9 protein-coding genes are annotated in these 13,007 nt (G+C 73.7%); 3 read left to right on the forward strand and 6 right to left on the reverse strand.

Annotated elements, in window-relative coordinates:
• The first annotated feature begins 93 nt into the window (after window positions 1–93).
• The 3 genes from KB893_RS04165 (at window position 94) to KB893_RS04175 (ending at window position 7,150) form a co-directional block, all read left to right on the forward strand.
• Window positions 94–5,052, forward strand: a complete 4,959-nt coding sequence (locus tag KB893_RS04165; RefSeq protein ID WP_246505287.1) for an NAD-glutamate dehydrogenase — start codon at window positions 94–96, stop codon at window positions 5,050–5,052.
• A 121-nt stretch (window positions 5,053–5,173) separates the two neighbouring features.
• Window positions 5,174–5,944 (forward strand): NAD kinase, encoded by a 771-nt coding sequence (locus KB893_RS04170; RefSeq protein ID WP_211926946.1) that lies wholly within the window; start codon window positions 5,174–5,176, stop codon window positions 5,942–5,944.
• A 231-nt stretch (window positions 5,945–6,175) separates the two neighbouring features.
• A complete protein-coding gene (locus KB893_RS04175; RefSeq protein WP_211926944.1) occupies window positions 6,176–7,150 on the forward strand; it encodes a 5'-nucleotidase in 975 nt (324 codons plus the stop codon).
• Between the two features lie 4 nt (window positions 7,151–7,154).
• On the opposite strand, the gene KB893_RS04180 is transcribed toward KB893_RS04175, so the two are convergent.
• The 6 genes from KB893_RS04180 to KB893_RS04205 all read right to left on the reverse strand — a co-directional run bounded on the left by KB893_RS04180 (window position 7,155) and on the right by KB893_RS04205 (window position 12,906).
• The gene (locus tag KB893_RS04180) at window positions 7,155–8,033 is read right to left on the reverse strand and encodes a polyprenyl synthetase family protein (RefSeq protein ID WP_211926943.1); all 879 of its coding nucleotides are present in this window, start codon (window positions 8,031–8,033) and stop codon (window positions 7,155–7,157) included.
• Entirely contained in the window at window positions 8,023–8,292 is a 270-nt protein-coding gene (locus tag KB893_RS04185; protein WP_211926942.1) for an exodeoxyribonuclease VII small subunit, read from the reverse strand. Before KB893_RS04185 ends, KB893_RS04180 begins: the two co-directional genes overlap by 11 nt.
• A 4-nt stretch (window positions 8,293–8,296) precedes the next feature.
• The gene (tilS, locus tag KB893_RS04190; protein WP_213173457.1) at window positions 8,297–9,637 is read right to left on the reverse strand and encodes a tRNA lysidine(34) synthetase TilS; all 1,341 of its coding nucleotides are present in this window, start codon (window positions 9,635–9,637) and stop codon (window positions 8,297–8,299) included.
• A gap of 76 nt (window positions 9,638–9,713) precedes the next feature.
• The gene (locus KB893_RS04195; RefSeq protein ID WP_211926940.1) at window positions 9,714–10,223 is read right to left on the reverse strand and encodes a methylated-DNA--[protein]-cysteine S-methyltransferase; all 510 of its coding nucleotides are present in this window, start codon (window positions 10,221–10,223) and stop codon (window positions 9,714–9,716) included.
• Complete coding sequence (locus KB893_RS04200; RefSeq protein WP_211926939.1) at window positions 10,172–11,710, reverse strand: DNA-3-methyladenine glycosylase 2; 1,539 nt, start codon at window positions 11,708–11,710, stop codon at window positions 10,172–10,174. The genes KB893_RS04195 and KB893_RS04200 overlap by 52 nt, the downstream gene beginning before the upstream one ends.
• A 236-nt stretch (window positions 11,711–11,946) precedes the next feature.
• The gene (locus KB893_RS04205; RefSeq protein ID WP_211926938.1) at window positions 11,947–12,906 is read right to left on the reverse strand and encodes an acetyl-CoA carboxylase carboxyltransferase subunit alpha; all 960 of its coding nucleotides are present in this window, start codon (window positions 12,904–12,906) and stop codon (window positions 11,947–11,949) included.
• Between the last annotated feature and the right edge of the window lie 101 nt (window positions 12,907–13,007).

The raw sequence follows: 13,007 nt of genomic DNA on the forward strand, positions 1-13,007 counted from the left end.
CGCTCCACCCACCCTCCATGCTGCTGCGCAGATCGCCTGCCTTCACATCCGGGCCCTAGAATGTGCGGTCAACCCAGCCGCCCTGACGGACCCATGAGCGCGCAGCCCGCAGCAGCACCGAACGACCCCATCGAGGTCTCCCTCACGCCCATCCTGGATGCCCTGCGCGAGGTCGCGCCGGCGGAGCGATACGAGGAGGCGGCGGCGTTCGTGCGCACCTTCTACGTGCGCATGTCCAGCGAGGAATACGCGGTGCGGTCGCCGGCCGGCTGGGCGGCGCTCGCGCTGGGCGTGCTCGACTTCGCGCGCGAGCGCCAGCGCGGCAGCGCCAAGGTGCGGGTGTTCAATCCGTCCGAGGAAGGCCACGGCTGGAGTTCGCCGCACAGCGTCGTGCAGATCGTCAACGACGACATGCCGTTCCTGGTCGACTCGGTGAGCATGGCGCTGGCGCAGTCGAAGGTCGCCATCCACGTGCTCGGCCATCCGGTGCTGACCGTGCGCCGCGACGAGGCGGGCAGGCTGGTCGAGCTCGGCGCGGGCGAGGCCGAGTCGCTGATGCACATCGAGGTCGACCGCCTCGGCGACGGCGACGAGCTGGAGGCCGTGCGCGACCGCATCTGCGCGGCGCTTGCCGACGTCCGCATCTGCGTGCGCGACTGGGCCGCGATGCGGCAGGCGATGCGTGCCACCGCCGATGCGCTGCCGGGCTGGGAATCGCCGGTCTCGCCGCAGCTGCGGGCCGAGGCGCAGGAGTTCCTGCGCTGGGCCGCCGACGACCACTTCACCTTCCTCGGCTCGCGCGAATACGCATTCCGGCCGGTCGACGGCGACGAGATGCTGACCGCGGTGCCGGACACCGGCCTGGGCATCCTCGCCGACGACGACCGCGCCGGGCGTCCGCGCTCGCTGCGGTCGCTGGCGGCGCAGGGCGTAGTCGCCTCGTCGACGCCCGAGCCGGTGATCCTGACCAAGACCAATGCGCGCTCGACGGTGCACCGTCCGGGCTACATGGACTACATCGGGGTGCTGCGCTTCGGCACGGACGGCCGGCCGGTCGGCGAGGTGCGCTTCGTCGGTCTGTTCACCTCCAGCGCCTACAACCGCCGGCCCTGGGACATCCCGCTGGTGCGGCACCGCTACGAGTACGTGATGGAGCGCTCCGGCCTGCGCTCCGACAGCCACAGCGGCAAGGCGCTGCGGCACATCCTCGAGACCCTGCCGCGCGACGAGCTGTTCCAGGCCTCCGACGAGGAGCTCTACCGCACCGCGATGGGCATCCTCGGCCTGCAGGAACGCGTGCGCTCCAAGCTGTTCCTGCGCCGCGACCGCTACGGCCGCTTCTATTCGGCCCTGGTCTACATCCCGCGCGACCGCTTCAACACGGAGGTGCGCCAGCGCATCGAGGCGCTGCTGATGGAGGCGATGGGCGGCCAGCGCATCGACACCACCCTGCAGATCGGCGAGTCGCCGCTCGCCCAGCTGCACCTGATCGTGCGCCCGAAGGCGGGCACGCACGCGGTGGACCAGGCCGAGATCGACGCGCGCCTGGCCGAGATCGTGCGCAACTGGCACGACGAGCTGCGCGACCTGCTGGTGCGTCGCTGCGGCGAGGCCGAGGGCCTGCGCCTGGCCCGCGTCTACGGCCGCGCGCTGCCGGCCGGCTACATCGAGGAGGTCACCCCGGAGGGCGCGGCCGCCGACGTCGAGCGCGTGGCCGCCCTGCGCGGCCCGGACGATCTGCGCCTGAGCTTCTACCGCGCGCGCCGCGGCGACCGCGAGGGGCTGCGCTTCAAGCTGTTCCGGCAGGGCGACGACATCCCGCTCTCCGACGTGCTGCCGATGATGGAGAACATGGGGCTGCGCATCATCAGCGAGCATCCCTACGCGCTGCACACCGAGGACGGCGCGGTCTACATCCAGGACTTCGAGGTCGAGCGCTCCGGCGGCGGCGACATCGACGAGGCCACCGTGGCGCGCGTGCACGCCCGCTTCGAGGCGGCGTTCGAGCACGTCTGGCGCGGCACCGCGGAGAGCGACGGCTTCAACCGCCTGATCCTCGCCGCGGGGCTCGACTGGCACCAGGTCGCGATGCTGCGCGGCTACAGCAAGTACCTGCTGCAGACCGGCGTGCCGTTCTCGCAGGCCTACATGGAGCAGACCCTGGTCGACTACCCGCTTGCCGCGCGGGTGCTGGCGGAGCTGTTCGCCGCGCGCTTCGATCCCGGCCACGCGGCGCCCGAGCGGCGCGAGATGGAGCCGTGCCGGAAGGCGCTGCAGGCCGAGCTCGAGAGCATCGCCTCGCCCGAGCAGCGCGATCAGATCGCGACCGTGATCGAGCAGGTCGCCTATGCGCGCGGACTCGACCGCGAGGCCCAGGCCGACGCCTGCCGCGACGCGCTGGCGATCCTGCTCGACCGCGTCTCCAGCCTCGACGAGGACCGCATCCTGCGCAGCTTCCAGGGCGTGATCGAGGCGACCCTGCGCACCAACTACTACCAGTGCGACGACGCGGGCGCGCCGCGCGACTTCATCAGCTTCAAGTTCGACTCCGCGCAGGTGCCGGACCTGCCGAAGCCGCGGCCCTACCGCGAGATCTTCGTGTATTCGCCGCGGGTCGAGGGCATCCACCTGCGCTTCGGCCCGGTGGCGCGCGGCGGCCTGCGCTGGTCGGACCGGCGCGAGGACTTCCGCACCGAGGTGCTGGGCCTGGTCAAGGCGCAGATGGTCAAGAACACGGTCATCGTGCCGGTCGGCGCCAAGGGCGGCTTCATCGTCAAGCGGCCGCCGCCGGCCGGCGACCGCGACGCGGTGCAGGCCGAGGGCATCGCCTGCTACCGCATCTTCATCAGCGGCCTGCTGCAGATCACCGACAACCTCGTCGACGGCGAGGTGGTGCATCCGCAGGACGTGGTGCGCTACGACGCCGACGACCCGTACCTGGTCGTCGCCGCGGACAAGGGCACGGCGACCTTCTCCGACATCGCCAACGCGCTGTCCATCGAGCACGGCTTCTGGATGGGCGACGCCTTCGCCTCCGGCGGCTCGGTCGGCTACGACCACAAGGCGATGGGCATCACCGCCAAGGGCGCCTGGGAATCGGTGAAGCGGCACTTCCGCGCGCTGGGCGTGGATTCGCAGAGCCAGGACTTCACCTGCGCCGGCATCGGTGACATGTCCGGCGACGTGTTCGGCAACGGCATGCTGCTGTCCGGGCACATCCGCCTGGTCGCCGCCTTCGACCACCGCCACATCTTCCTCGACCCGGATCCCGACGCGGCGCGCTCGTTCGCCGAGCGCCAGCGCATGTTCGCGCTGCCGCGCTCGAGCTGGGCGGACTACGACACGTCGCTCATCAGCCGCGGCGGCGGCGTGCACCCGCGCACCGCGAAGTCGATCGCGCTGACGCCGGAGGTCAAGGCCGCGCTCGGCATCGACGCGTCGGTGCAGAAGATGACGCCCAGCGAGCTGATGACCGCGATCCTCAGGGCGCCGGTCGACCTGCTGTGGAACGGCGGCATCGGCACCTACGTCAAGGCCTCGACCGAGTCGCACGCCGACGCCGGCGACCGCGCCAACAACGCCATCCGCGTGGACGGCTGCGACCTGCGCTGCCGGGTGGTGGGCGAGGGCGGCAACCTCGGCCTGACCCAGCGCGGTCGCATCGAGGCGGCCCGCAACGGCGTGCTGCTCAACACCGACTTCATCGACAACTCCGCCGGCGTCGACACCTCCGACCACGAGGTCAACATCAAGATCCTGCTCAACGCCGCGGTGAAGGGCGGCGGGCTGGGCGAGGCCGAGCGCAACGCGCTGCTGGCGGAGATGACCGACGAGGTCGAGCGCCTGGTGCTGTGGGACAACATCCGCCAGAACCAGGCGATCAGCGTGATGGAGCGCATGAGCGTGCCGCGCCTGGGCTCCAAGCAGCACTTCATCCAGGTGCTCGAGGCGCAGGGCCTGCTCGACCGCGCGATCGAGTTCCTGCCGACCGACGCGGAGTTCGCCGACCGCCGCGAGCGTGGCGAGGGCCTGACCCGGCCGGAGCTGTCGGTGCTGCTGTCTTACTCGAAGATCGTGGCCTTCAACCAGCTGCTCGAGTCCGACGTGCCGGAGGATCCCTACCTCTCCAAGGAACTCGCGCGCTACTTCCCGGTGCCGCTGCAGGAGCGCTACGCCGACCTCATGGAGAACCACCGCCTGCGTCGCGAGATCATCGCCACGGCGGTCACCAACTCCATGGTCAACCGCATGGGCGCGACCTTCCTGCTGCGCATGCAGGAGGACACCGGGCGCGGTCCGGCCGACGTCGCCAAGGCCTACTCGATCGCGCGCGAGGCGATGGACGCGCGCGCGCTGTGGAGCGAGATCGACGAGCTCGACCTGGTCGTGCCGGAGGCCGCCCAGCTCGATGCCCTGCTGGCGGTGTGGAGCCTGCTGCGCAACCTCTGCCGCTGGCTGCTGAACCGGCCGGGCCTGTCCCTGGACATCGCCGAGGCGGTGGAGCGCATGCATCCGCGCCTGCAGGACCTGCGCGGCGCCTTTCCGGAGGTGCTGCCGGAGGCCTGGCAGGAGGAGTTCGCCGCCGCGTGCCAGGGCTGGGTCGAGCGCGGCTTCCCCGAGACGCTGGCGCGCCACCTGGCGGTGCTGCCCTACCTCAACGTCGCGCCGGACATCATCGCCGTGTCGATCGAGCGTGGGCGCCCGGTGGCGGAGATCGCACGCGCCTACTACGCGCTCGGCGAGGCCCTGCACCTGCGCTGGATGCTCGAGCGCATGGAGGAGCTGCCGGTCGAAGGGCGCTGGCATGCGAACGCGCGCGGCGTGCTCCGCGACCAGCTGCAGGCCCAGCAGGGCGCCCTGGTCGGGCAGATGCTCGACGTCGCCGGCGACAGCGCCGATCCGCTCGCCGCCTGGATCGGTCGCGACGACGCCACGCTGGCGCTGACCCGGGCCACGCTGGACGACATCCGTGCGCAGAAGGCGCTCGACTACCCGACCGCCTTCGTCGCCGTGCGGCGCGTCGCCCAGCTGCTCGGCAACATGACCGGCTGAGTGCCGCGGCGCGATGCGGCGCGGCCACGGCCGCCCGCATCGCGCGCCGTGCCACGCGATGCCGCCGGCGCGCTGGGTTAGGCTTGCGCGGCCCATTCCTCCAGGGATCCCGCTCCCGGTGCTGCCCGACCATCCCCGCATCGCCTTCCTCGCCAGCCGCGCCGACGATGCGCAGGCGGCGCTCGCCTGGTTCACCGAGCGCTACGACCAGCACGCCCCGCAGGACGCCGACGTGCTCTGCGCGCTCGGCGGCGACGGCTTCATGCTGCAGACCCTGCATCGCCACGGTGCGCTGGGCCTGCCGGTGTTCGGGATGAAGCGCGGCACCGTCGGCTTCCTCATGAACCACTACCGCGAGGACGACCTGCACGCGCGTCTCGCCCAGGCGCAGGGCGCCGTGCTCAAGCCGCTGGAGATGCAGGCGGTGACCGAGAGCGGCGCGAGTGTGCAGTCGCTGGCCTACAACGAGGTCTCGCTGCTGCGGCAGACGCGGCAGGCCTCGAAGATCGCCATCCACCTCAACGGCCGCCGCCGCCTCGATGAGCTGGTCTCCGACGGCGTGCTGGTGGCCACGCCCGCCGGCAGCACCGCCTACAACTACTCGGCGCACGGCCCGATCCTGCCGCTCGGCGCCGGCGTCATCGCGCTGACCCCGATCGCCCCGTTCCGCCCGCGCCGCTGGCGCGGCGCCCTGCTGCGCGCCGGCACCGAGATCCGCTTCGAGGTGCTCGATCCGGACAAGCGCCCGGTCAGCGCCACCGCCGATTCGCACGAGGTCCGCGACGTGGTCGAGGTCACCGTGCGCGAATCCCAGGCGCACACGGTCACCCTCCTGTTCGACCCCGAGCACAATCTCGAGGAGCGGATCATGAACGAGCAGTTCGTGACGTGAGGGATGGAGCGGGAAGCGGGCGTGGTGAGGCGGGACTCGGGACCTGGAGGTCGCGCTGAAGCTGGGCGCAGGGTCAGGGGTCCAAGGCTCGAAGCCCGGCATGAAGTTCCTGCCCGCCTCACGCCCTGGGCCCCGCAGCCCGTTCGGGCCCCGTCATTCCCGATTCCCGATTCCCGCTCCATCCCTCCCGCTTCACCCCACGAACCCATGCCCACTCCCGACCCCAGCCCCATGCCGCCCGCCGAACCCGATCCCGACCGCCTGGTGGTGGCGATCACGGCGCGGGCGCTGTTCGACCTGGAGGAGAGCCATCGCCTGTTCGAGGCGGAGGGGCTGGATGCCTATTCCGACTACCAGCGCACGCACGAGAACGAGCCGCTGTCGCCAGGCATCGCGTTCCCGCTGGTGAAGAAGCTGATCGGGCTCAACGCCAACGACGACCCGGAGGCGCCGCGGGTCGAGGTGATCCTGCTGTCGCGCAACTCCTCGGACACCGGCCTGCGCATCTTCAACTCGATCGAGCACTACGGCCTGCGCATCATCCGCGCGGTGTTCACCGGCGGCGCGCCGACCACGCCCTATATCCGCCCGTTCGGCGCGCAGCTGTTCCTGTCGGCGAACCCGGAGTCGGTGCGGCATGCGCTCGACCACGGCGTGGCTGCCGCCACCATCCTGCCGGCGCGGGCGACCTCGATGGAGCCGGCGCATCCGCAGCTGCGCATCGCCTTCGACGGCGACGCGGTGATCTTCTCCGACGAGTCCGAGCGCATCTCGCAGGAGCGCGGCGTCGCCGCCTTCCACGCCAACGAGCGCGAGCTGGCGAACACGCCGCTGTCGGGCGGCCCGTTCCGCGCCTTCCTCGCCGCACTGCATTCGCTGCAGCAGGCCTTCCCGCCCGAGGACTCGCCGATACGCACCGCCCTGGTCACCGCGCGCTCGGCACCGGCGCACAAGCGCGTGATCCTGACGCTCCGCGAATGGGGCGTACGCCTGGACGAGGCGCTGTTCCTCGGCGGCCGCGACAAGGGGCCGTTCCTGCGCGCGTTCGGCGCCGACCTGTTCTTCGACGACTCCCAGCGCAACATCGACAACGCCAGCCTGCACGTCGCCGCCGGCCACGTTCCGCACGGCGTGTCCAACCCGCGCCCCGCGGCCGCCGACCTCGCCCGCGCCGCCTTCGTCCCGCCCGACCCGGACGGGCCCTGAAGGCTCAGCGGTCGCGCTCGACCGCGAGGCGGCCGAGGGCGAGGAGGGCGCCGGCGCGCTCGCCGTCGGCGGCGAGGAGCGCCTGCATGCTCCGCCACTGCGCCTGCAGGTGGGCGCGGGCGCCGTCGAGGCCGAGCAGGGCGGGATAGGTCGACTTGGCCTGCGCCGCGTCCTTGCCGGCGGTCTTGCCGAGCGCGGCCGCGTCGCCTTCGACATCGAGGATGTCGTCGCGGATCTGGAAGGCCAGGCCGAGTGCCGCGGCGTAGCGGTCGAGCCGCGCCAGGGTCTCGATGTCGGCCTCCGCCGCCAACGCGCCCATGCGCACCGCGGCGCGGATCAGGGCGCCGGTCTTGGCGCCGTGCATGCGCTCCAGCGCGGCGAGCGGCTGTGGGCTCCCGGTCGCCTCGATGTCGAGCGCCTGGCCGCCGCACATGCCCGCCGCGCCGCTGGCGTCGGCCAGCGAGCGCACCAGGGCGACGACCGTCGCCGCCGGCAGCGGCGCGCGCGCCAGGGTCTCGAAGGCCAGGGTCTGCAGCGCGTCGCCGGCGAGGATGGCGGTGGCCTCGTCGTAGGCCACGTGCACCGTCGGCCGCCCGCGGCGCAGGGCGTCGTCGTCCATCGCCGGCAGGTCGTCGTGGACCAGCGAATAGGCGTGGACCAGCTCCACCGCCACCGCGGGCGCGTCGAGCAGGGCTTCGTCGGCGCCGGCGAAGGTGCCCGCGGCGTAGACCAGCAGCGGGCGCAGGCGCTTGCCGCCGCCGAGGCTGGCGTGGCGCATGGCGGCGAGCAGGCGCTCGGGGACCGTCCCGGACGCGCCCAGCAACGCCTCGAGGCCGGATTCGGTGCGGACGCGCCAGGCGTCGAACCGCGGCTCAGGTGGCATCGGGCTCGAACGGCTGCGCGCTGTCCGGGTCGGCGGCGTCGCTGAGCAGCCTGACCCGCAGCTCGGCCTGTTCCAGCGCGCTGCGGCACTGGCGGTACAGGCCGACGCCGCGCTCGTAGGCGGAGAGCGATTCGTCGAGCGGGAGATCGCCCTGCTCCATCTTCTGCACCAGGGCCTCGAGCGCGTCGAGCGACTGCTCGAAGGCGGCCACGGCGGAGGGCGGGGCGGCGCTGGCGTCGTTGTTCGGGGGCGTCGGCATGCGCCTAATTTTGCCACACCAGCCGCAGTGCCCGGGCGTCGAGCAGGTCGCGCATCCGTGCGGAGACGACGAGGTCGCCGGCGGCGAGCAGCTCGCCGTCGAGGCTCGACACCAGCGGCAGGCGCGTGCGCTCCCAGGGCGGCACGCCGAGGTCCTGCAGGACGTGCTTGAGCGCGTGCGAATGGGCGCGGCCTGGCAGGCGGATGCGTTCGCCGCCGCGCCGGGCGTGCACGCGCAGGCGCAGGGGCTCGCCCGTGCCCGGGGTGGCGCCGGCGACCGGTTCGACATCGAGCCAGCCGCCGCCGGGCAGGGCGAGGCGGCCGCGCGCCTCCCAGGCCAGGTCGAGGTCGGCGGGCAGGGGCGCACGCGCGGTACCGGCGTGGAGCAGGCCACCCCAGCGCAGGATGCGCACGTCGCGCCAGGCGAAGGCCGGCAGCGCGTCGGCCGGCGCCGGCAGGAGTTCGCGCTCGATCGCGTCGATCCCCACGGCCGGCAGGGGCGGCAGGCCGAGGCCGGCGACCCAGCGGCGCAGCAGGCGTGCGCGTCGCGGCGCCGGCTGTGCGGCCAGCGCGTGCACGTGCAGGGTGGCCGGGTCCAGGCCCTGTGCCCGCGCGAGCGCCGCGGCGTCCTCGCGCTCGAGCAGGTCGGCGGCCTCGGCGCACAGCGCCGCGCTGCGCGCGAACGCCGCGGCCACGTGCGGCCAGCGCGCGGCCAGGCTCGGCATCACCTCGCCGCGCAGGCGGCTGCGGTCGTGGCGCAGGTCGGCGTTGGCGGGGTCCTCGACCACCGGCAGGGCGTGCGCGCGGACGTAGTCCGCGAGTGTCGCCCGCGACAGATCGAGCAGCGGCCGCCACAGCAGCCCGCGGCCGAGCGGGCGCAGCGTGCGCATCCCGCGCAGCCCGTCCGGCCCCGAGGCGCGCAGCGCGCGCAGGAGGAAGGTCTCGGCCTGGTCGTCCCGGTGATGCGCGACGACCAGACGCTCGCCCTCGTGCAGCGCAGCGCCCAGCGCACGGTAGCGGGCGTCGCGGGCGGCGGCCTCGAGTCCGTCGCCGGCATCGCGTGCGACGTCGACGCGGACCACCTCGAGCGGCACCTCGAGGCGCCGCGCGAGCGTGCGGCAGGCCTGTGCCCACTGCCGGCTGTCCGGCGCAAGGCCATGGTCCACATGCAGCGCCCGGAGCCCCAGCGCCCGCGCGCGCGGAAGCGCGGCCAGCGCGTGCAGCAGGGCGGTCGAGTCGGGGCCGCCGCTGTAGCCGACGCACAGGCCGGCGTCGACGTCGTCGAGCGCACGGGCCAGATGGGTGCCGAGGGGGCAGGACGCGGCGTCGGCGGGTGGCACGGGCATGGGCGGAACGGGGCGCGGGCTCCTGCGGCCGGCCATGGTGAGCGCGGGCAGGGCCGCCCGCAACGGCGGACGCCGGTCAGGCCGCCCGCGCCGCCGCGTGGCGGCGTTCGTGCTGCAGCAGCCAGCGCTTGACCGGGAGCCCCCACAGGAAGCCACCGAGGCTGCCGTCGCTGCGCAGCACGCGGTGGCAGGGCACGACCACGGCGATGCGGTTGCCGGCGCAGGCGCCGCCCGCGGCACGCACCGCCGTCGGGCGGCCGGCGCGTGCGGCGAGGTCGCGGTAGCTGAGCGTGGTGCCGGCAGGAATCGCGCGCATCGCCGCCCGCGCCGCCTGCACGAAGCCGCCGCCCGGCTGCGCGACCGCGAGCGCGCCGACCGCCTCCACGTCGCCCTCGAGGTAGGCGCGCAGCGCCCGGGTGACGGCGCCGAGCTCGCCCCGCTCCCGCCACCTCGCGTCCGGACGCGGCAGCAGGGCCTGCGGCCGGGCGGTGAAGCCGGCGGCGTGGAGCACGCCGTCGGCGTCGGCGAGCAGGCTCAGCGGGCCGGCGGGCGTGGCGAGGGTGGTGCCATCGGGACAGGCGGGCATGACGGGCTCCGGCGTGCGGTGGAAGCGGGGCGCGGCGTCGCCGCGGCGAGATGCGCCCACAGGTGCAGGGCGGCGTAGGCGCGCCAGGGTCGCCAGCTTTCGGCGCGCGCCTGCAGGCTGCGCGGATCGTCGGGCAGGCAGAGCAGGCGCAGGGCGTTGCGCAGGCCCAGGTCGGTCAGCGGCATCGCGTCCGGGTCGCCGAGCGCGCGCATCGCGATGTAGTCGGCGGTCCAGGCGCCGAAACCGGGCAGGGCGAGCAGCGCGTGCCGGGTGGCCGCACGATCGGCGCCGGCATCGAGCTGCAGCCGGCCTTCGACCACCGCGTTCGCCAGCGCATGCAGCGCGCGGATGCGGCCCCCGGTGAGACCGAGGCCGGAGAGGGCGTCGCCGGCGATCGCCGCCGACGTCGGGAAGAGGTGGGTCAGCCCATCGACCTGCCGTTCGAGCGGCGCACCGAGGCGGGCGACCAGGCGCGCGGCCAGGGTGCGCGCGCCCTGCACCGTGACCTGCTGGCCCAGCACCGCGCGGACCGCCAGCTCGAAGCCGTCGACGTGTCCCGGCACGCGCAGGCCGGGCCGTGCGGCGACCAGTGGCGCCAGGGCCGGATCGAGGGCGAGCACGCCGGCGACGGCCTGCGGATCGGCGTCCATGTCGAACAGGCGCCGGCAGGCGGCGACGGCCGCGCCGAGATCGCGCAGGTCGCCGAGGCGCAGGCGCAGCTGGGCGTAGCCGCCGTCGCCGTCGGGCGTGACCGCGACCAGCGCCGTGCCATGGGCCAGGCGCAGGCTGCGTCGGTAGGTGCTGCCGTCGCAGGCCTCGATGCCGGGCACGGCGCGCGTGGCGAGAAACGCCAGCAGGCCGCGCGCGTCGTACGGACGCCGCACCGCGAGCCGCAGCGCCAGCTCGCCGCTGTCGTCGGCGGCAGCGGGCCGCCGCGCGCGCAGTGCGCCCGGCGCGCAGCCGTAGGCCTCGCGGATGTGCGTGTTGAACTGGCGCACGCTGCCGTAGCCGGCGACGAAGGCGATCTCGGTGGCCGGCAGCGCCGTGGCCTCGAGCAGCAGGCGGGCGGTCTGCGCGCGTCGGGTGCGGGCAAGCGCCAGTGGACCGACGCCGACCTCGGCCAGCATCTCGCGGTGCAGGTGGCGCGGACTCACCGCCAGGCGCGCGGCCAGCGCGCCGACGCCGGCATCGTCCAGCGCGCCGGCGTGGATCAGCCGCAGCGCGCGGGCGACGCGGTCGGCGCGCACGTCCCAGGCGCTCGAGCCCGGGGTGGCGTCGGGCCGGCAGCGCCGACAGGCGCGAAACCCCGCCGCCTGCGCCGCCGCCGCGGTGTCGAAGAAGCGCACGTTCTCCGCCCGCGGCGTTCGCGCCGGGCAGCTCGGTCGGCAGTAGATGCCGGTCGTGCGCACCGCGGTGAAGAACACGCCGTCGTAGCGCTCGTCGCGGCTGGCGATGGCCCGGTAGCGGGTGTCGAAGCTGTCGCTCATGGCCGCAGTATCGGCCGCGCCAGGGCGGCGGGCTGGCGGGTTTCGGACGGGGCGGTGGGGGTGAAGCGGGGTGGGAAGGCGGGGGTAAACGGGAATCGGGAATCGGGACCTGGAGGGTCTCGCGCTTGTCGCGGCCGCCCTTCGTGCGGCGCTGCCCAGAGGCGAAGCGGGTCGGGCGATCGCCGAAGCCGGGGTCCCTATTCCCTATTCCCGATTCCCTCGCCACCGACGAGGCATCACGCCCCCTCGTACGCCCCGTAGGAGCGCAGCCGCTCGTAGCGGCGCTGCAGCAGGACGTCGACGTCGAGCGTCTCCAGCGCCTTGATCTCGTTGAGCAGCACTGCCTTCAGGCGGACCGCCATCGAGCGCGGGTTGCGGTGCGCACCGCCGGTGGGCTCGCGCACCACCTTGTCGATCAGGCCCTGCCTGTGCAGGCGCGACGCGGTCAGGCCCATGGCCTCGGCGGCGTCCCTGGCCTTGTCGGCCGACTTCCACAGGATCGAGGCGCAGCCTTCCGGCGAGATCACCGAGTAGGTGCTGAACTCCAGCATCAGGGTGCGGTCGCCGACGCCGATGGCCAGCGCGCCGCCGGAGCCGCCCTCGCCGATCACGGTGCACACGATCGGCACCCGCAGCTCGCTCATCTCCAGCAGGTTGCGCGCGATCGCCTCGGACTGGCCGCGCTCCTCCGCGCCGACGCCGGGATAGGCGCCGGGCGTGTCGATGAAGGTCAGGATCGGCAGGCCGAAGCGTTCGGCCAGCTTCATCAGCCGTAGCGCCTTGCGGTAGCCCTCCGGGCGCGGCATGCCGAAGTTGCGGCGGATCTTGCTCTTGGTGTCGCGGCCCTTCTGGTGGCCGATCAGCACCAGCGGACGCCCGCCGATGCGCGCCAGGCCGCCGACGATGGCAGGGTCGTCGGCGAAGGCGCGGTCGCCGGCCAGCTCGTGGAACTCGTCGCAGATGAGCCCGACGTAGTCGAGCGTGTAGGGCCGCGCGGGATGGCGCGCGACCTGGGAGACCTGCCAGGGCGCGAGGTTGCGGAAGATCTCGGCGCTGCGCTGGCGCAGCTTGGCCTCGAGCGTGCGGATCTCGGCGGTGGCGTCGACCTCGGAGCCGGTGCTGGCGTGCCGCAGTTCCTGGATGCGTGCTTCTAGGTCGGCGATGGGCTGTTCGAAATCGAGGAAATTCGGGTTCATGCGGTCGTGGATCGCGGCCCGGAGGGCACAAGACGGGCAGGATAGCCGATCGCCTCCGAGGGCCCCAGTTCGCGGGGGTATGGTGGGGGGGCGGGTGAAGC

Source organism: Coralloluteibacterium stylophorae (assembly GCF_018122625.2).
In the GTDB taxonomy this organism is placed as follows: Bacteria; Pseudomonadota; Gammaproteobacteria; order Xanthomonadales; family Xanthomonadaceae; genus Coralloluteibacterium; species Coralloluteibacterium stylophorae.

Coding starts and splice junctions, on each gene's coding strand:
- KB893_RS04165 (WP_246505287.1), top strand. CDS start 94: ATGAGCGCGCAGCCCGCAGCAGCACCGAACGACCCCATCGAGGTCTCC.
- KB893_RS04175 (WP_211926944.1), top strand. CDS start 6,176: ATGCCGCCCGCCGAACCCGATCCCGACCGCCTGGTGGTGGCGATCACG.
- KB893_RS04180 (WP_211926943.1), bottom strand. CDS start 8,033: ATGCCACCTGAGCCGCGGTTCGACGCCTGGCGCGTCCGCACCGAATCC.
- KB893_RS04185 (WP_211926942.1), bottom strand. CDS start 8,292: ATGCCGACGCCCCCGAACAACGACGCCAGCGCCGCCCCGCCCTCCGCC.
- tilS (WP_213173457.1), bottom strand. CDS start 9,637: ATGCCCGTGCCACCCGCCGACGCCGCGTCCTGCCCCCTCGGCACCCAT.
- KB893_RS04195 (WP_211926940.1), bottom strand. CDS start 10,223: ATGCCCGCCTGTCCCGATGGCACCACCCTCGCCACGCCCGCCGGCCCG.
- KB893_RS04200 (WP_211926939.1), bottom strand. CDS start 11,710: ATGAGCGACAGCTTCGACACCCGCTACCGGGCCATCGCCAGCCGCGAC.
- KB893_RS04205 (WP_211926938.1), bottom strand. CDS start 12,906: ATGAACCCGAATTTCCTCGATTTCGAACAGCCCATCGCCGACCTAGAA.